Here is a 19198-nt window from a genome sequence, read left to right on the forward strand (position 1 = left end):
CTCGGATGAATAATTTACATCCGAGCGCATAATTGCTACTGTGGTGTGTATGACACTATCTGTAGCAATTGCTGGCGCTACCGGTTACGCCGGCTCGGAAATTCTGCGCCTGCTGCTCTCGCACCCTGCATACCTTGCAGGGGATCTTGAGATTGGGGCGTTGACCGCCCACTCCAATGCGGGACAGCAGGTCGGCGCATTGATGCCGCACCTGCCACAGCTGGCGCAGCGCACCATTGAAGACACCACGATCGAGAACCTGCGCGGTCACGACGTGGTGTTTTTGGCGTTGCCGCATGGTCACTCGGCGGAAATCGGCAAGCAGGTCGAGGATGCCATCGTGATTGACTGTGCTGCGGATTTCCGGCTGCGATCCGAAAAGGCCTGGGATGAGTACTACGGGGGTGAGTACTTCGGATCCTGGCCTTATGGCATCCCGGAGCTGCCGGGCAACCGCGAAAATCTGCGCGGTGCGAAAAGGGTAGCGGTGCCGGGTTGTTTCCCGACGGCGATTACGTTGGGGGCGCTGCCGGCTATCGCAAAGCAATTGATTGCTCCGGACCTGGATGTTGTCGCTGTTACCGGTGTTTCTGGTGCGGGCAAGAAGGCCGCGGTGCCGTTTAGTGGTGCAGAAACCATGGCGAACCTGCGTGCATATAGCCCGGGTGGCACGCACCGCCATACCCCGGAGGTCGTGCAGAACCTCGAGCCTTTCGCCGATGGTGAGGTTTCCGTGAGCTTTACCCCGGTGCTGGCTCCGTTGCCGCGTGGCATTCTTGCCACGATTAGCGCGCCGCTCCAAGACGGCGTTACTCAGGCAGACGTCGATGCCGCGTACCAGGACTTCTACGCCGAAGAAGCTTTCTGCCATGTGCTTCCGGCAGGTCAGCAGCCGCAGACTCAGAACGTGGTGGGTTCGAATATGGCGCATATGCAGGCCCACGTCGATGAGCGTGCACGACGATTGGTCATTACCTGCGCTATCGACAATCTCACCAAGGGCACGGCTGGCGCTGCAGTGCAGTGCATGAACCTCGCCCTTGATTTCGACGAAACCCTGGGTCTGCCGCAAGCGGCTGTGGCCCCTTAACAGAAGGATTCATCATGACGACACTGCAAGGTGTAACTGCTGCAGCAGGATTTAGCGCTGCCGCGACCACCGCGGGCATTAAGCCCTCGGGCAAATCGGATATGGCATTGGTGGTCAACCAGGGCCCGGAATTTAACGCCGCGGGCGTATTCACCCGTAACCGCGTGGTGGCCTCGCCGGTGAAGGTCAGCCGCGAAGCGCTTGCCGATGGCCAACTCAAAGCCGTGCTCTTTAACTCCGGCAATGCCAATGCCTGCAACGGCACCCAGGGCGATGCGGATGCGCGCGCTGCAGTTGCTGCTGTGGCACAACAGATTGGGCTGGAGCCTGCCGAGGTTGCGGCGTGCTCGACTGGCCTGATTGGTGAGCTGCTGCCGATGGAGAAGGTGCAGGCGGGCATCGATAAGCTTTCTGGCTCTTTGACTGAGAATGCAGGTCCAGAGGCTGCAGCGGCGATTATGACCACCGATACCGTCGAAAAGCAGACCGAGCAGACCGGCGATGGCTGGGTGCTCGGTGGCATGGGCAAGGGTGTTGGCATGATGGCGCCGTCGCTGGCCACGATGTTGGTGTGCTTAACGACGGATGCCTCGGCCTCCCCGGAAGCCCTCGACAAAGCGCTCAAGGCGGCCTGCGATAAGACCTTCAACACCCTTGATATCGATGGCTCCACCTCGACCAATGACACCGTCATCCTCATGGCTAATGGTGCTTCTGGTGTGACGCCGAGCCAGGACGAGCTCGATGCGGCTGTGCTGACGGCGTGTGCTGACTTGGCAGACCAGCTGCAGGCCGATGCCGAGGGTGTGACCAAGCGCGTGAAGATCACCATCGAAGGCACCGCCACCGATGAGCAGGCGCTCAATGCTGCGCGCACGCTGGGTCGCGACAACCTGTTTAAGTGCGCGATGTTCGGCTCTGACCCGAACTGGGGCCGCGTGCTGGCAGCAGTTGGCATGGCAGATGCGGAGATGGATCCGGACAAGATTTCCGTGTACTTCAACGACCAGCCGGTCTGTGAGAACTCCACAGGTGCACCAGGTGCCCGTGAGGTGGATTTGAGCGGTGCAGATATCGATGTCCGCGTCGATCTTGGCACCGGCGGCCCGGGCACGGCCTTTGTGCGCACCACCGACCTGTCGCACTCGTACGTGGAAATCAACTCGGCGTACAGCTCGTAGAAGGAGGGCAGCATGATTCCTGATTTAACCGATAAGGATAGGGCAGCAGTCCTTGCTGAGGCACTGCCGTGGCTGCAGCACTACCGCGACAAGATTGTCGTCGTGAAGTACGGCGGCAACGCCATGGTCGACGAAGACCTCAAAGCCGCGTTTGCCGCGGACATGGTGTTCCTGCGCACCGTGGGTGCTAAGCCGGTCGTGGTGCACGGCGGGGGTCCGCAGATTAACTCCATGCTGGGTCGCCTCGGTATTGAGGGCGAGTTCAAGGGTGGATTCCGCGTGACCACCCCGGAGGTCATGGATGTCGTCCGCATGGTGCTCTTCGGCCAGGTCGGTCGCGGCCTGGTGAACCTGATTAACTCCCACGGACCCTACGCCGTGGGTACCTCCGGCGAGGACGCCGGACTCTTCCGCGCCACCAAGCGCCTCGTGGAGGTCGATGGCGCACCGACCGATATTGGGCTGGTGGGCAACATTGTCGATGTGAACCCGGGTGCGGTCATGGACATCGTCGAAGCAGGCCGCATTCCGGTCGTCTCCACGATTGCGCCTGGCGATAACGGCGAGATTTACAACATCAACGCCGATACGGCGGCGGGTGCGCTGGCCTCGGCTATTGGTGCTGAACGTCTGGTGATTCTCACCAACGTTGAAGGCCTGTACACCGACTGGCCGAATCGCGACTCGCTGGTGTCCAAGATTGAATGCACGCAGCTCGCGAACATCTTAGGCGGTCTAGACTCGGGCATGATCCCGAAGATGGAATCCTGCCTGCGCGCAGTGCAAAAGGGTGTCAGTGCCGCCCACGTCATCGATGGCCGCATCGCACACGCGGTGCTGCTGGAGCTGATGACTGCCGGTGGTATCGGCACGATGGTGCTCCCAGACGATTACGACGATGCCAACTACCCAGACGGCACCGTCTTTAGGAAGGACGATAAGAAATGAGCGTACTAAGCACCTGGACTTCGGTCCTGACCAATACCTATGGCACCCCGCCGGTCGCACTGGTGGAAGGTACTGGCACCCACGTCAAGGACGAGGACGGCAACGAGTACCTCGACCTGCTGGCCGGTATTGCGGTGAGCTCGTTGGGACATGGACACGCTGGTGTGCAGGAGGCCGTCGCAAAGCAGGCAGGCGCCCTGGCACACGTGTCGAACCTCTTTGCCAGCCGCCCGGTAACGGAGGTGGCAGAGAAGCTCATTGCCCGCGTCGGTGATGAGGATGCTCGCGTGTTCTTCTCCAACTCCGGTGCTGAGGCCAACGAGGCTGCTTTCAAGCTGGCACGCTTGACTGGTCGCCCGCGCATCCTCGCTGCAGTTGATGGTTTCCACGGTCGCACCATGGGCTCGCTGGCCATGACGGGTCAGCCGCCGAAGCGTCGCCCCTTTTCCCCGCTCCCTGGTGGAGTCGAATTTTACCCCTATGGCGACCTGGACTATCTGCGTGCACTCGTTGAGCAGAACCCTCACGACACCGCCGCTATCATCCTCGAGCCTATTCAGGGCGAAACCGGTGTTATCCCGGCACCGGAAGGATTCCTCAAGGGCATCCGTGAGCTCTGTGATGAGCACGGCATTCTCATGATCGTCGATGAAGTCCAGACCGGTGCTGGCCGTACGGGCAGTTTCTTTGCTTTTGAAAAGTCCGGCGTGCTGCCTGATGTCATCTCCATGGCCAAGGGCTTAGGCGCGGGCCTGCCGATTGGTGCGACCATCGTCCGCGGTGCGGCTCGTGACCTGTTTACCCCAGGCAGCCACGGCACCACCTTCGGTGGCAACCCGGTGGCGTGTGCTGCAGCAAACGTCGTGCTCGACACCATGGACGAAGACTTCCTGGTCAACGTCAATGAGATGGGGGAGAAGCTGCGTGCGGGCATCGCCAAGCTCCCGCAGGTCACCGAGGTGCGCGGTGAGGGCCTCATGCTGGGTGTGGTGCTGGAAGAGGACATCGCAAAGCAGGCGGTACAAGCAGGCTTTAAGCATGGCGTCATCCTGAACGCCCCGGCAGAGAACGTGATTCGCCTGACCCCGCCACTGATTATTGGTGAGGCGGACGTGCAAGAAGCAATTGACAAGATTGCGCAGACCTTGAAGGAGGTAGTGAAGTAATGCGGCACTTTTTAGCTGACGATGATCTCAGCCCCAAGGAGCAAAAGGATGTCCTTGACCTGGCGCTGAAGCTGAAGGAAGAGCCTTTCTCCCAGCGCCCGTTGGAGGGTCCGAAGTCCGTGGCGGTGCTGTTTGATAAGACCTCCACGCGCACCCGTTTCTCCTTTGAGGCAGGTATTGCGCACCTGGGCGGACATGCCATCGTGACCGATGCGAAGGCCACTCAGATTGGCAAGGGTGAGACCTTGCAGGACACCGCGGCGGTATTGTCGCGCTACGTGGAGGCGATTGTGTGGCGTACGTATGCGCATTCGAACTTCCACGAGATGGCAGAGACCACCACGGTGCCGCTGGTCAATGCGCTTTCCGATGACCTGCACCCCTGCCAGATTCTCGCCGACCTGGTGACTTGCAAGGAGAACTTCGGCGACCTGGAAGGCCGCAAGCTAGTCTACTTAGGCGATGGCGATAACAACATGGCGAACTCCTACATGATTGGCTGCACTACCGCGGGCATGGAGGTCACCATCATCGCGCCGGAAGGCTTCCAGCCGAAGGAAGAGTTCGTGGAGCGCGCCCGCAAACGTGGCACCGTCCATGTCACCGATGACATTGAGGCGGTACGTGGTGCAGATGTCGTCGTCACCGATACGTGGGTCTCGATGGGCCAGGAGGAAGACGGCAAGGATCGCCGTACACCTTTCCTGCCTTATCAGGTCAATGACCGGGTGATGGACATGGCATCTAGTAGTGCTATCTTTTTACATTGTCTTCCCGCATATCGGGGAAGCGAAGTAACGGCTGAGGTCATTGACGGTCCGCAGTCGCGAGTCTTCGACGAAGCAGAAAACCGCTTGCATGCGCAAAAGGCCGTGCTGGTGTGGCTGCTAGGGCAGAAGAAGGAGAACCATTAGGCCATGAGTATCCCGGCTACTCGGAATGCGCGGCAGGCAAAGATTCTAGAGATCTTAGACCGCCAGCGGGTGACTAGTCAGGTACAGCTCTCAGAGCTGTTGCTACAAGAAGGCATCGACATCACGCAGGCGACGTTGTCGCGCGACCTCGATGAGCTGGGCGCGCGCAAGGTCAAAAAGGATGGCGAGCGTTCCTTCTACATGGTGGTCGGCGAGCTCGAGCAGTTCGACGATCAGCTCAACGGTCCGCGCGAGAAGCTGCGCCGTATGCTCGACGAGCTGGTTGTTTCCCATGACCACTCGGGCAACATTGCTATGCTGCGCACCCCGGCCGGTGCCGCACAATATTTGGCCAGCTTCATCGACCGCGTGGGGCTTAACGACGTCGCCGGCTGCATCGCTGGTGACGACACCATCTTCGTCCTTGCACGGGAGCCTTACACGGGAAAGAAGCTGGCAGAGCGACTCACCCGCGAAGGCGAGTAGCTTTTATACGCTACGTCGTATATTATAAATTAAGAGAAACCTTCTATAACCTATTTCAAGGAGCTTCAATTGTCTGCACGCGTTGTGCTCGCATACTCCGGCGGCCTCGATACCTCGGTCGCCATCCCTTACCTGGCTAAGATGACCGGCGGCGACGTCGTTGCTGTGTCGCTCGATCTAGGCCAGGGCGGCGAGGACATGGAGTCCGTCCGCCAGCGCGCACTCGACTGCGGCGCTGTGGAGTCCATCGTCATTGACGCCAAGGATGAGTTCGCTGAGGAGTACTGCCTGCCTACCATCAAGGCCAATGGCATGTACATGAAGCAGTACCCGCTGGTCTCTGCTATTTCCCGTCCGCTGATTACCAAGCACCTCGTCGAGGCCGCGCAGGAACACGGCGGCACCCACGTCTCCCACGGCTGCACCGGCAAGGGCAACGACCAGGTCCGTTTCGAGTGCTCCTTCCGCGCTCTGGATCCTTCCCTGGAGATCATTGCCCCGGCTCGTGACTACGCCTGGACCCGCGACAAGGCGATTGCCTTCGCAGAGGAAATCAACCTGCCTATCGAGCAGTCTGCTTCCTCTCCATTCTCCATTGACCAGAACGTCTGGGGCCGCGCAGTCGAGACCGGCTTCCTGGAGGATCTGTGGAACCCGCCGACAAAGGACCTTTACGCTTACACCGAGGATCCGGCACTGGGCAACGCCCCGGATGAGGTCGTTATCTCCTTCGAGCAGGGTAAGCCAGTAGCTATCGATGGCAAGCCGGTCACCGTCCTGCAGGCTATCGAGGAGCTGAACCAGCGCGCAGGTGCCCAGGGCATCGGCCGCCTGGACATGGTCGAGGACCGCCTGGTGGGCATCAAGTCCCGCGAGGTCTACGAGGCACCGGGCGCTGAGGTACTCATCAAGGCCCACGAGGCCCTGGAAGACGTCACCGTCGAGCGCGAGCTGGCTCGCTATAAGCGTCTGACCGATGCTCGCTGGTCCGAGGAGGTCTACGACGGCCTCTGGTACAGCCCGCTGAAGAAGTCTCTGGATGCCTTCATCGAGAAGTCTCAGGAAAACGTCTCCGGCGACATCCGCCTGCTGCTGCACGCCGGTAAGGCTGTGGTCAATGGCCGCCGCTCCGGCGAGTCGCTCTACTCCTTCGACCTGGCGACCTACGATACTGGCGATACCTTTGACCAGACGGCCGCCAAGGGCTTCGTGCAGCTGCACGGTCTGTCCACCCAGATCGCTAACCAGCGCGATCGCGACGGCGGCTTCCCGACCGGAGCACAGAAGTAAATGGAGCAACACAAGACCAACGAAGGCGCTTTGTGGGGCGGCCGCTTTTCCGGCGGCCCTTCCGAGGCCATGTTCGCACTCTCGGTGTCGACGCACTTTGACTGGGTGCTAGCACCGTATGATGTCCTGGCCTCCCAGGCACACGCCAAGGTGCTGCACAAGGCAGGTCTGCTTTCCGATGACGACCTGAACACCATGCTCGATGGCCTCGAGCAGCTGGGCAAGGACGTCGCCGATGGCTCGTTTAAGCCGGCGCCGAGCGACGAAGATGTCCACGGTGCGATGGAGCGTGGCCTGATTGAGCGCGTCGGCCCGGAAGTAGGCGGTCGCCTGCGCGCGGGTCGTTCCCGCAACGACCAGGTCGCAGCCATGTTCCGCATGTGGGTCCGCGATGCGCTTCGCGATGTCGCCCTCGATGTTTCTGACCTGATCGATGCACTCGTGCAGCAGGCCAAGGAGCACCCGGATGCTATCATGCCGGGCAAGACTCACTTCCAGGCTGCCCAGCCGATCCTGCTTGCGCACTCGCTGCTGGCTCACGCCCAGCCGCTGTTGCGCGATCTGGATCGCATCCAGGACCTGGACAAGCGCCTCGCGGTCTCTCCTTATGGCTCCGGCGCTCTGGCTGGCTCTTCGCTGCACCTTGACCCGGAGGCTATCGCGAAGGAACTCGGCTTCGACTCTGCGACCGACAACTCTCTGGATGGCACCGCGTCTCGCGACTTCGCCTCCGAGGCAGCTTTCGTCCTGGCACAGATTGCCGTGGACATGTCCCGCCTAGCCGAGGAAATCATCGCCTGGTCGACACCGGAGTTCAACTACGTCGTTCTTCACGATGCCTGGTCCACCGGCTCGTCGATCATGCCGCAGAAGAAGAACCCGGACGTTCCGGAACTCGCCCGCGGCAAGACCGGCCGCCTGATCGGCAACCTGGCTGGCCTCATGGCCACCCTGAAGGCACAGCCGCTGGCATACAACCGCGACCTGCAGGAAGACAAGGAGCCCATCGTGGACTCCGTTTCCCAGCTGCGCCTGCTGTTGCCAGCGATGACCGGCCTGGTCTCCACGCTGAAGTTCAACGAAGAGCGCATGCGTGAACTGGCACCAGCTGGCTTCACCCTGGCCACCGACCTGGCCGAGTGGATGGTGCGCCAGGGCGTACCGTTCCGTGAAGCACACGAGGCCTCCGGTGCGTGCGTCCGCATCGCCGAATCCCGCGGCGTCGACCTTATAGACTTGACCGACGAGGAGATGCAAAGCGTCGATGAGCGCCTGACCCCTGAGGTCCGCGAGGTGCTCACCATCGATGGCGCAGTTGCTTCCCGCGACACCCGCGGCGGTACCGCCGGCGTTCGCGTTGCCGAACAACGCGAGCGCGTAGCCGAAGCTAACGCCAACTTCAAGAAGTGGGCAGAAACCCCAGTCCGCGACTAAGTAATTAGCTTCCAGCTAATTGGTGATTACGCCCCATCGGCTTATCTCACATCAGTGGGAGTGCCGGTGGGGCTTTATCTATGCATGCTATTCAGTAGCGTAATTATTATGCGAATTGCATTACGGCAGATTTAGCGCCCAGTTATTACTCCTGCTTACACCCGCTAGAGGGTAGCCAAACTGTGTGGATGGGTGGCTTGTTAGCTATGTCTAGCTCGCAAGTCTCACATGCGAGACTTTGAATTAAGTGACGCGAACCACTTAAATATTTCTTTGTGTACTGTGACTCTCCAGAAGATCTTCAACTAATACTTGTTCGCTTATCAGGAAGAGTTCGCAATGACGCAATCCGCACAGTTGCCTCATGAGGACGAGCGCGAGGTCTTTGCTTCAGAAGACCACGGCTTGCAAAAGGGGATGAGCAAACGGCAGTTGCAGATGATTGCCATCGGCTCTGCAATCGGCACCGGCCTGCTGCTGGGTTCCGGTGCGCGCCTGCAAACCGCAGGTCCCTCGCTGGCCATTCTCTATCTCATTTGTGGCTTTTTCGGCTATATCATTCTCCGAGCACTAGGCGAGCTCATCGTCTATCGCCCTAGCTCGGGGTCTTTTGTTTCCTATGCCCGTGAGTTCTACGGCGAAAAGGCCGCCTTCATCACCGGATGGTTGTACTGGGGAAACTGGGCCATGACACTTGTGGCTGACGCCACCGCAGTGGCCATTTACATCAAGTGGTTCGCCCAATACACCACCTGGCTCGACGCCATTCCGCAGTGGGTACTGGCCCTTACGGTCGTCGGCTTCATCTTCTTCTTCAATATGCTCTCGGTGTCCATCTTCGGTCACCTGGAGTACTGGTTCTCGATGATCAAGGTCGTCGCCCTGCTCATCTTCATGGTGGTGGCCATCGGCGTGGTCATCTTCGGCCATCCCAACGGCGACCCGACCGGCTTTACGCTGATTAGCGATGCCGGCGGCTGGCTACCGAACGGCCTCATCCCAGCGATGATCGTCATCCAGGGCGTCGTCTTCGCCTACGCCGGTATTGAGTTAGTCGGCACTACCTCCGGTGAGACCAAGGACGTCGAAAAGCACATCCCGTCCGCAGTCAACAGCGTGCTGTTCCGCATCGTGGTGTTCTACTTCGGCTCCATCCTGCTGCTGACGCTTGTGCTGCCGTATACCGCTTACGCCTCGGACGTGTCTCCGTTCGTCGTTTTCTTCGAATCACTGGGAATCCCAGCTGCCGCACCAATCTTCCAGCTAGTCGTGATTACCGCAGCGATCTCCTCGCTCAACGCTGGCCTGTATTCCACCGGCCGCATCATGTACAACATGTCGGTTGCTGGCTCGGGCCCGAAGTTCGGTGCTCGCATGTCCGATAGCGGTGTGCCTTATGGCGGCATCGTCATGGCGGTCATCGTCGGGCTTGCCGGCGTGTTCCTCAACTACGTGGTGCCGGAAATGGCGTTTGAAATCGTGCTGAACCTCGCGGCACTGGGCACTTTGGCCTCGTGGGTCGCCATTGTCTTGGCGCACCAGAAGTTCCTCCGCCTGGCTGATCGCGGACACTTCACCCGGCCTGGGTATCGCTCACCGTTCGGTATCTGGGGTGACTGGGCCACCGTCATCTTCGTCGGCATCGTTCTGGTCCTCATGGCCTTTGATTACCCGATCGGTTCCTACTCACTGCTGGCCACCATTGGCCTTATCCCGATCTTCGTGGGCCTGTGGTACATGTGGCGAGATCGCATCAATGCCATTGCTGAAGAACGCAAGAAAACTCATTTGCCAAGCTTCCGTTTCAACGCAGATCCACACGAAGAGCTGCGCGAGCGCTAACACGGACATAAGTAACTCTGCACATAGTTACGTCGTACTGTAGAAAGGAAAATTATGGTTTCATTCGTAGATGTCAACAACATGGTCCGCTGGATTCAGCGCGACGGCGTAGAAAACATCATCACCGGCATGGTCGACTACCTCGAGCACGATTTCCGTCGCTGGGAGCGCTTCGACAAGATTGCCCGCGTGGCATCGCATACTCCTTTTGGCGTTATTGAGCTGATGCCGACGTCCGATGGTGAGGAATACTCCTTTAAGTACGTCAACGGCCACCCGTCGAACCCGGCTCGCGGTTTCCAGACGGTCACTGCCTTTGGCGTGTTGGCTGACGTCGACAATGGCTATCCCACCTTCCAAGCAGAGATGACCCTGCTGACCGCGCTGCGCACTGCGGCGACCTCTGCGATGGTGGCCAAGCACGTCGCCCGAAAGGATTCCAAGCGCATGGCGATGATCGGTGCCGGTTCGCAGTCCGAGTTTCAGGCACTTGGTTTCCGCGGCGTCGTGGGTATCGAAGACATCACGATCTACGACGTGGACCCGAAGGCCGTGGAAAAGTTCCGCCGCAACATGGAACCACTCGGCTTTAACATCACTGTCTGCTCTGGTGTGGACGAGGCAGTCATCGGCGCGGACATTATCACCACCTGTACTGCAGACAAGGCTCAGAACCAGATTCTGGCGACCCGCCACGTCGCACCAGGTGTGCACCTCAACGCTGTCGGTGGTGACTGCCCAGGCAAGACCGAGCTGGAAGCAGAGATTCTCGACGATGCCAAGGTCTTCGTGGAGTTCCCGCCGCAGACCCGCGTCGAGGGCGAGATTCAGCAAAAGCCGGAAGATTTCCCCGTCGTAGAGTTCTGGAAGGTCCTTACCGGTGCAGAAACCGGTCGCGATAGCGAGGAGCAGGTCACGCTTTTCGATGACGTCGGATTCGCCATTAACGACTTCTCGGCCCTGCGCTACTGCCGCGATGCCGTGAAGGGCACCGACCTGGAAACCCAGATCGATCTGGTCGCCGACCCAGAGGACCCGAAGGACCTGTTCTCTATGACTTCGGACGTGCCTTCACTGCTCTAGTAGAACCCAAGTACAGCTGCGCTCATCACCGTCAGGTGGTGGGCGCATTGTTGTGCTGGAAGGGGAGAGGGTGCAGTGCGGCATCGTCAAGTATGCAAGGTAGTATTGCCGCTATGAGTGTCGATCCGAAGTTGCTGGAGGTCCTGGTTTGTCCGCAAGACAAAGGGCCTTTGGAGTATCTGGAAAAAGAGCAGGTGTTGGTCAACGAACGCAAGGGAATTGCCTATCCTATCGAGGATGGAATCCCGGTCATGCTGGTCGATGAAGCCATCGACTGGCCAGCAAAATAATCTTTTCCCAGATAGGAGCAACGATGAACATTATTGACGAGCTGCAATGGCGCGGCCTCATTAACCAGTCCACGGATATCGACGCACTGCGCGAGGCATGCGAAGAGCCCATTACCTTGTACTGCGGTTTCGACCCGACCGGTGATTCCTTGCATGCCGGACACCTGGTGCCGCTGATTATGCTGCGCCGTTTCCAGGAAGCTGGCCACCACCCGCTGGCACTGGCTGGCGGTGCTACCGGTTTTATTGGCGACCCGCGCGATGTGGGTGAGCGCTCCATGCTTTCCGAAGAACAGCTCGCCACCAACATTGAGGCAATTAAGAACCAGCTGCGTCGCTTCATCCGCTTCGATGGTGAGAACGCCGCAACCCTGGTCAACAATGCAGACTGGACGATGAACATGTCCGTCATCAGCTTCCTGCGTGATGTGGGTAAGAACTTCTCGCTGAACACCATGTTGGATCGCGACACCGTGAAGCGTCGTCTGGAATCCGACGGCATTTCCTACACTGAGTTCTCCTACATGCTGCTGCAGGCCAATGACTTCGTGCACCTGCGCCGCGAGTACGACTGCGTGCTGGAAATCGGTGGCGGCGATCAGTGGGGCAACATCGTCTCCGGTGTCGACCTCAACCGTCGTGTTGACGGCGCCAAGGTGCATGGCCTGACCGTTCCGCTGGTAACCGACGCATTTGGTCAGAAGTTCGGCAAGTCCACCGGCGGTGGCAAGCTGTGGCTGGATCCGGAACAGACATCGGCTTACTCCTGGTACCAGTACTTCCTCAATGCGGGTGACTCCGTGGTTATCGATTACCTGCGATGGTTCACCTTCCTCAACCAGGAAGAAATCGCTGAGTACGAAAAGGCTGTCGAGGAAGAGCCGTACAAGCGCGCTGCACAGCGTCGCCTTGCACAGGAGATGACCGACCTGGTCCACGGTCCGGAGGCCACCAAGGCAGTCGAGCTTGCTGCCCAGGCACTCTTCGGCAAGGCCGAGCTGACCGACCTGGATGAAGCCACCCTCGCCGGCGCTCTTTCTGAGACCGAAGTCGCTGAGATTGCTGCCGATGAACCGCGCTCCATCGTCGACCTGCTGGTTGCGTCCGGTCTTGCTGATTCCAAGGGTGCTGCCCGCCGCACCATTAAGGAAGGTGGCGCGTACGTGAACAACGAGCGCATCTCCGATAACGAGTGGGAGCCATCTGACGATGACCTGCTGCACGGCACGTGGCTAGTGCTGCGCCGCGGCAAGAAAAATTTCGCCGGTGCCAAGCTGAGCTAAATCGCCGCTTTAAAAGATACTAAACCCGCCATCACCTGCTGATTTGTAGGAGATAGGCGGGGTGTGTAAATTAGTGCGAGTCGCTGTGAGAGACAGTCGACAAGAAATCAACGGCTTACCAAGGTTGACTCGAAGTTAACGGAAGGTATACAGTGTTGATTCCAGCCACTTGAGAGGGAAGCTCGAAAGAGACTTTCTAATCAGTGTGCGTATGATGTTTGAGAACTCAATAGTGTGCCAATACTTATTTTTTGTTGTGGTCTGCTGTAGGTGGACTTGTGTTGGTGCCATCATCTCATATGGGTGGTGGTGTTGGTGTGTGCCGGATGGCGCCTTTCGGTTTTGAGGGTGTCATTGAAATAGAATTAATAATTTTCTTTACCGGCTACATACTAAGGGTTAACCAGCATGGGTTTTACTGTTTATCAGTAGGTCATGTGCCAGCCTTGCTTTTGCCCCGTCGGGTAGGAGGCTGGTTTAGAGTTTATTCTTTATGTAGTAATTTTATTTAAGCCAGTATATGTAGAACACTTTGTGTTCTGCGTGTTTGGTTTGTTTGTCTAGGTTTGGGCTTTTCACGGCCTTTATTTTTCTGATTCACGGAAGGCTTTGCTTTTCGTGTGTGGATTTTTTGTGGAGAGTTTGATCCTGGCTCAGGACGAACGCTGGCGGCGTGCTTAACACATGCAAGTCGAACGGAAAGGCCCCTTGCTTGCAAGGGGTGCTCGAGTGGCGAACGGGTGAGTAACACGTGGGTGATCTGCCCTGCACTTCGGGATAAGCCTGGGAAACTGGGTCTAATACCGGATAGGAGCCATCTTTGGTGTGATGGTTGGAAAGTTTTTTCGGTGTAGGATGAGCCTGCGGCCTATCAGCTTGTTGGTGGGGTAATGGCCTACCAAGGCGTCGACGGGTAGCCGGCCTGAGAGGGTGTACGGCCACATTGGGACTGAGATACGGCCCAGACTCCTACGGGAGGCAGCAGTGGGGAATATTGCACAATGGGCGCAAGCCTGATGCAGCGACGCCGCGTGGGGGATGACGGCCTTCGGGTTGTAAACTCCTTTCGCCAGGGACGAAGCGTTTTGTGACGGTACCTGGATAAGAAGCACCGGCTAACTACGTGCCAGCAGCCGCGGTAATACGTAGGGTGCGAGCGTTGTCCGGAATTACTGGGCGTAAAGAGCTCGTAGGTGGTTTGTCGCGTCGTCTGTGAAATCCCGGGGCTTAACTTCGGGCGTGCAGGCGATACGGGCATAACTTGAGTGCTGTAGGGGAGACTGGAATTCCTGGTGTAGCGGTGAAATGCGCAGATATCAGGAGGAACACCGATGGCGAAGGCAGGTCTCTGGGCAGTAACTGACGCTGAGGAGCGAAAGCATGGGTAGCGAACAGGATTAGATACCCTGGTAGTCCATGCCGTAAACGGTGGGCGCTAGGTGTGAGTCCCTTCCACGGGGTTCGTGCCGTAGCTAACGCATTAAGCGCCCCGCCTGGGGAGTACGGCCGCAAGGCTAAAACTCAAAGGAATTGACGGGGGCCCGCACAAGCGGCGGAGCATGTGGATTAATTCGATGCAACGCGAAGAACCTTACCTGGGCTTGACATGTACCAGAYCGCSRYAGAGATRTSGYTTCCCTTGTGGCTGGTTCACAGGTGGTGCATGGTTGTCGTCAGCTCGTGTCGTGAGATGTTGGGTTAAGTCCCGCAACGAGCGCAACCCTTATCTTATGTTGCCAGCACGTAGTGGTGGGGACTCATGAGAGACTGCCGGGGTCAACTCGGAGGAAGGTGGGGATGACGTCAAATCATCATGCCCCTTATGTCCAGGGCTTCACACATGCTACAATGGTCGGTACAACGCGCAGCGAGACTGTGAGGTTAAGCGAATCGCTGAAAGCCGGCCTTAGTTCGGATTGGGGTCTGCAACTCGACCCCATGAAGTCGGAGTCGCTAGTAATCGCAGATCAGCAATGCTGCGGTGAATACGTTCCCGGGCCTTGTACACACCGCCCGTCACGTCATGAAAGTTGGTAACACCCGAAGCCAGTGGCCCAAACTCGTTTAGGGAGCTGTCGAAGGTGGGATCGGCGATTGGGACGAAGTCGTAACAAGGTAGCCGTACCGGAAGGTGCGGCTGGATCACCTCCTTTCTAAGGAGCATTAAAAAAGTCYCACAGTTGTGGGCATTGGTTGGTTGATGTACCCGCACGTGGTACTGCCACCGCATAGTTAATCGGGTGGAGACATACCACAAGACCAACAAACACAAACAAGTCCACTCACGGACCACAACGATWMAAAGAAATARAGTGTTCAACTGTTTGTCAGTTGGGCGGTATTGGTGCATTGTTGGGTGTCTGGGGCATCATCGCTCCTTGTGTWACCCCACAAACACGGATAACCACGTACATGGTGGTGGTTGTTTGGTTGGTGGGTGTGTTGTGTGAGAACTGTATAGTGGACGCGAGCATCGACCAGCAMCATTTACATGTTGCCGTGCAGTATGTATGTGTTGTTGGTTGTGTGATTTTATCTCTATAGATGCTCAGAGCTTGTTTGTTCTGGGTGTTTATTTTTTGTGTTTATTCTTTGTTGTAGGTGTTTTGTGTGTTCGTTACAAAGGGCGCATGGTGGATGCCTTGGCAGTGTGAGCCGATGAAGGACGTGAAAGGCTGCGTTAAGCCTCGGGGAGTTGTCAATTAAGCGTTGATCCGAGGATGTCCGAATGGGGAAACCTGGCCATCGTTATGGGTGGTTACTACATGGTGAATTCATAGCTGTGTGGGGGTTGACGCGGGGAAGTGAAACATCTTAGTACCCGTAGGAAGAGAAAATAATAATGATTCTGCTAGTAGCGGCGAGCGAACGTGGATGAGGCTAAACCGTATGCATGTGATACTTGGTAGGGGTTGTGTGTGCGGTGTTGTGGGCGCTTGATGTTACGTAGCTACCACTGCGTTGCTGGTTTGTGTGTTGGTTAGATGAAAAGGCTTGGAATGGTCTACCGGAGAAGGTGAGAGTCCTGTAGTTGAAGGCTAATGCATACTGGTTGTTGGGTTGCCCGAGTAGCAGCGGGCTCGTGGAATCTGCTGTGAATCTGCCGGGACCACCCGGTAAGCCTAAATACTTATACTGACCGATAGTGGATAGTACCGTGAGGGAATGGTGAAAAGTACCCCGGGAGGGGAGTGAAATAGTTCCTGAAACCATGTGCTTACAATCCGTCAGAGGCYCTTTTGTGGCTGATGGCGTGCCTTTTGAAGAATGAGCCTGCGAGTCAGCGGCATGTCGCGAGGTTAACCCGTGTGGGGTAGCCGTAGGGAAACCGAATCCTAATGGGGTGTWRTTAGTGGCATGTCCTGGACCCGAAGCGGGGTGATCTACCCATGGCCAGTGTGAAGCGATGGTAAGACGTCGTGGAGGCGCGAACCCACGTAGGTTGAAAACTGCGGGGATGAGTTGTGGGTAGGGGTGAAAGGCCAATCAAACTCCGTGATAGCTGGTTCTCCCCGAAATGCATTTAGGTGCAGCGTCGTAGTAGCTTGGTGGAGGTAGAGCGACTGGTTGGTTGAGCGGGACTACAATCTTAGCAACATCAGCCAAACTCCGAATGCCACTAATTTGTGTTCTACGGCAGTGAGACTGTGGGGGATAAGCTTCATAGTCGAAAGGGAAACAGCCCAGATCGCCGGTTAAGGCCCCTAAGGGTGTGCTAAGTGGAAAAGGATGTGGGATCGCGAAGACAGCCAGGAGGTTGGCTTAGAAGCAGCCATCCTTGAAAGAGTGCGTAATAGCTCACTGGTCGAGTGGTTCTGCGCCGACAATGTAGTGGGGCTCAAGCACACCGCCGAAGCCGCGGCAACAACTTTTGTTGTTGGGTAGGGGAGCGTCGTACATGCGTTGAAGCGTTACCGTGAGGAGGCGTGGAGTGTGTGCGAGTGAGAATGCAGGCATGAGTAACGAATTGTAAGGTGAGAATCCTTACCGCCGGATGACTAAGGGTTCCTGGGTCAAGTTCGTCTTCCCAGGGTGAGTCGGGACCTAAGGCGAGGCCGACAGGCGTAGTCGATGGACAACCAGTTGATATTCTGGTACCCGTATACACGCGCCCCTGATAAAGCACTGATACTAACCACCGCGGATACYTTAGTATCACTCTTTGAGTGATGTTGTGGTTGATGTCGTGGGGCCTGATGTGTGGTTCAAGCGATGGGGTGACACAGGTTGGTAGCCATGCCACTTATTGGATTGTTGGTGTAAGCGTGCAGATGGTGGTGTAGGTAAATCCGCACCACATGACATCGAGGCGTGAYGCGTAGCYCYATGSGRGYGAAGTTGGTGATCCTGTACTGTCAAGAAAAGCCTCTAGCGATGTGTGTATATGGCCCGTACCCTAAACCGACACAGGTAGTCAGGTTGAAMATACTAAGGCGTTCGGGTGAACTGTGGTTAAGGAACTCGGCAAAATGCCCCCGTAACTTCGGGAGAAGGGGGACCACACGACGTGCTCTACCATTCGGTAGTTGTTGCGTTGTGGGGTCGCAGAGAATAGAGAGAAGCGACTGTTTATCAAAAACACAGGTCCATGCGAAGACTTTTAAGTTGATGTATATGGACTGACGCCTGCCCGGTGCTGGAAGGTTAAGAGGACCGGTTAGTCACTTTGTGGCGAAGCTGAGAATTTAAGCCCCAGTAAACGGCGGTGGTAACTATAACCATCCTAAGGTAGCGAAATTCCTTGTCGGGTAAGTTCCGACCTGCACGAATGGCGTAACGACTTCTCTGCTGTCTCAACCACAGGCCCGGTGAAATTGCACTACGAGTAAAGATGCTCGTTACGCGCGGCAGGACGAAAAGACCCCGGGACCTTCACTATAGCTTGGTATTGGTGTTTGGTTCGGTTTGTGTAGGATAGGTGGGAGACTATGAAACTATCACGCTAGTGGTGGTGGAGTCGTTGTTGAAATACCACTCTGATCGGATTGAGCACCTTAACCTTGGCCCATGATCTGGGTTGGGGACAGTGCCTGGTGGGTAGTTTAACTGGGGCGGTTGCCTCCCAAAATGTAACGGAGGCGCCCAAAGGTTCCCTCAGCCTGGTTGGCAATCAGGTGGTGAGTGTAAGTGCACAAGGGAGCTTGACTGTGAGACTTACAAGTCGAGCAGGGACGAAAGTCGGGACTAGTGATCCGGCACCTACTTGTGGATGTGGTGTCGCTCAACGGATAAAAGGTACCCCGGGGATAACAGGCTGATCTTCCCCAAGAGTCCATATCGACGGGATGGTTTGGCACCTCGATGTCGGCTCGTCGCATCCTGGGGCTGGAGTAGGTCCCAAGGGTTGGGCTGTTCGCCCATTAAAGCGGCACGCGAGCTGGGTTCAGAACGTCGTGAGACAGTTCGGTCTCTATCCGCCGCGCGCGTTGAAACTTGAAAAAGGCTGTCCCTAGTACGAGAGGACCGGGACGGACGTACCTCTAGTGTGCCAGTTGTCACGCCCGTGGCATGGCTGGTTGGCTACGTACGGAAGGGATAACCGCTGAAAGCATCTAAGCGGGAAGCCTGTTTTAAGATGAGGTTTCATTTGAGGTCCCCTAAAGACTATGGGGTTGATAGGCCAGATATGGAAGCAGCGCAAGCTGTGTAGTTTACTGGTACTAATAGACCAAAACAAACACCAAAACACCCAACCTGCATGCGAAGGTAAACAAACACAACAAGATAACAATCGTCTGTAACCATTCAAGGGTTCATGGTTGTCGCGTCCACTATGCAGTATCTGACACAACACCCAACACAAGGGTGCGAGACTAGGATGTCTCAGAAGTTTGTCGGTGGTTCATAGCGGCAGGGAAACGCCCGGTACCCATTCCGAACCCGGAAGCTAAGCCTGCGTCGCGCTGATGGTACTGCACTCGGGAGGGTGTGGGAGAGTAAGTTACCGCCGACACTAAACACACACATAACTCAATACACTCAAGAGGCAGCCGGCCTAGTCCTAGAGACTAAAACCGGCTGCCTCTTTTCGCAGTTTTAGACCTTGAGCGCTGACGGTACTGTGCAAGTTCCTGACGGTTCCTTATCCTTCATAGTCCATTAACCGTCGCTAGTCGTCAGGAACTTGCATAACTAGATCAAACTCGCGTTGCTGGATGGCGTTTACGGGGCGCTGCTTGTGGTTATGAGGG

General features: G+C 57.1%; 12 protein-coding genes and 3 rRNA genes. All 15 read left to right on the forward strand.

Annotated elements, in window-relative coordinates; translation table 11 throughout:
* Nucleotides 1-49: 49 nt before the first annotated feature.
* The 15 genes from argC to rrf all read left to right on the forward strand — a co-directional run bounded on the left by argC (nt 50) and on the right by rrf (nt 18960).
* Nucleotides 50-1090 (forward strand): N-acetyl-gamma-glutamyl-phosphate reductase, encoded by a 1041-nt coding sequence (argC, locus tag UL81_RS05510; protein WP_035105529.1) that lies wholly within the window; start codon nt 50-52, stop codon nt 1088-1090.
* A gap of 14 nt (nt 1091-1104) precedes the next feature.
* A complete protein-coding gene (argJ, locus tag UL81_RS05515) occupies nt 1105-2271 on the forward strand; it encodes a bifunctional glutamate N-acetyltransferase/amino-acid acetyltransferase ArgJ (RefSeq protein WP_035105527.1) in 1167 nt (388 codons plus the stop codon).
* 12 nt (nt 2272-2283) lie between these two features.
* Nucleotides 2284-3219, forward strand: a complete 936-nt coding sequence (gene argB / locus UL81_RS05520) for an acetylglutamate kinase (protein ID WP_035105525.1) — start codon at nt 2284-2286, stop codon at nt 3217-3219.
* On the forward strand, nt 3216-4385 hold the full coding sequence (locus tag UL81_RS05525; protein ID WP_035105523.1) for an acetylornithine transaminase: 1170 nt from the start codon (nt 3216-3218) through the stop codon (nt 4383-4385). The genes argB and UL81_RS05525 overlap by 4 nt, the downstream gene beginning before the upstream one ends.
* Nucleotides 4385-5299, forward strand: a complete 915-nt coding sequence (argF, locus tag UL81_RS05530) for an ornithine carbamoyltransferase (protein ID WP_035105522.1) — start codon at nt 4385-4387, stop codon at nt 5297-5299. The genes UL81_RS05525 and argF overlap by 1 nt, the downstream gene beginning before the upstream one ends.
* A gap of 3 nt (nt 5300-5302) precedes the next feature.
* A complete protein-coding gene (locus UL81_RS05535) occupies nt 5303-5785 on the forward strand; it encodes an arginine repressor (RefSeq protein ID WP_035105520.1) in 483 nt (160 codons plus the stop codon).
* A 69-nt stretch (nt 5786-5854) separates the two neighbouring features.
* Nucleotides 5855-7075: an argininosuccinate synthase gene (locus tag UL81_RS05540; RefSeq protein WP_046453367.1), complete on the forward strand. Its 1221-nt coding sequence runs from the start codon at nt 5855-5857 to the stop codon at nt 7073-7075.
* The gene (argH, locus tag UL81_RS05545; protein WP_035105519.1) at nt 7076-8509 is read left to right on the forward strand and encodes an argininosuccinate lyase; all 1434 of its coding nucleotides are present in this window, start codon (nt 7076-7078) and stop codon (nt 8507-8509) included.
* 339 nt (nt 8510-8848) lie between these two features.
* Nucleotides 8849-10351, forward strand: coding sequence for an amino acid permease (locus tag UL81_RS05550; RefSeq protein WP_035105517.1), 1503 nt, complete (start codon nt 8849-8851; stop codon nt 10349-10351).
* Between the two features lie 54 nt (nt 10352-10405).
* Complete coding sequence (locus UL81_RS05555; RefSeq protein WP_035105516.1) at nt 10406-11434, forward strand: ornithine cyclodeaminase; 1029 nt, start codon at nt 10406-10408, stop codon at nt 11432-11434.
* Between the two features lie 113 nt (nt 11435-11547).
* Nucleotides 11548-11724, forward strand: a complete 177-nt coding sequence (locus UL81_RS05560) for a Trm112 family protein (protein ID WP_035105514.1) — start codon at nt 11548-11550, stop codon at nt 11722-11724.
* Nucleotides 11725-11747: 23 nt separating this feature from the next.
* A complete protein-coding gene (gene tyrS, locus UL81_RS05565; protein WP_035105512.1) occupies nt 11748-13007 on the forward strand; it encodes a tyrosine--tRNA ligase in 1260 nt (419 codons plus the stop codon).
* Nucleotides 13008-13637: 630 nt separating this feature from the next.
* Nucleotides 13638-15160 (forward strand): 16S ribosomal RNA (locus UL81_RS05570).
* A gap of 457 nt (nt 15161-15617) precedes the next feature.
* Nucleotides 15618-18690, forward strand: a 23S ribosomal RNA gene (locus UL81_RS05575).
* A gap of 150 nt (nt 18691-18840) precedes the next feature.
* A 5S ribosomal RNA gene (rrf, locus tag UL81_RS05580) occupies nt 18841-18960 on the forward strand.
* Together the 16S, 23S and 5S rRNA genes form the textbook arrangement of a ribosomal RNA operon.
* The last annotated feature ends 238 nt before the right edge of the window (nt 18961-19198 follow it).

The organism is Corynebacterium camporealensis (genome assembly GCF_000980815.1).
Lineage (GTDB): Bacteria > Actinomycetota > Actinomycetes > Mycobacteriales > Mycobacteriaceae > Corynebacterium > Corynebacterium camporealense.

Coding starts and splice junctions, on each gene's coding strand:
- argJ (WP_035105527.1), top strand. CDS start 1,105: ATGACGACACTGCAAGGTGTAACTGCTGCAGCAGGATTTAGCGCTGCC.
- UL81_RS05550 (WP_035105517.1), top strand. CDS start 8,849: ATGACGCAATCCGCACAGTTGCCTCATGAGGACGAGCGCGAGGTCTTT.
- argC (WP_035105529.1), top strand. CDS start 50: ATGACACTATCTGTAGCAATTGCTGGCGCTACCGGTTACGCCGGCTCG.
- UL81_RS05525 (WP_035105523.1), top strand. CDS start 3,216: ATGAGCGTACTAAGCACCTGGACTTCGGTCCTGACCAATACCTATGGC.
- argB (WP_035105525.1), top strand. CDS start 2,284: ATGATTCCTGATTTAACCGATAAGGATAGGGCAGCAGTCCTTGCTGAG.
- UL81_RS05555 (WP_035105516.1), top strand. CDS start 10,406: ATGGTTTCATTCGTAGATGTCAACAACATGGTCCGCTGGATTCAGCGC.
- UL81_RS05560 (WP_035105514.1), top strand. CDS start 11,548: ATGAGTGTCGATCCGAAGTTGCTGGAGGTCCTGGTTTGTCCGCAAGAC.
- argH (WP_035105519.1), top strand. CDS start 7,076: ATGGAGCAACACAAGACCAACGAAGGCGCTTTGTGGGGCGGCCGCTTT.
- UL81_RS05535 (WP_035105520.1), top strand. CDS start 5,303: ATGAGTATCCCGGCTACTCGGAATGCGCGGCAGGCAAAGATTCTAGAG.
- argF (WP_035105522.1), top strand. CDS start 4,385: ATGCGGCACTTTTTAGCTGACGATGATCTCAGCCCCAAGGAGCAAAAG.
- tyrS (WP_035105512.1), top strand. CDS start 11,748: ATGAACATTATTGACGAGCTGCAATGGCGCGGCCTCATTAACCAGTCC.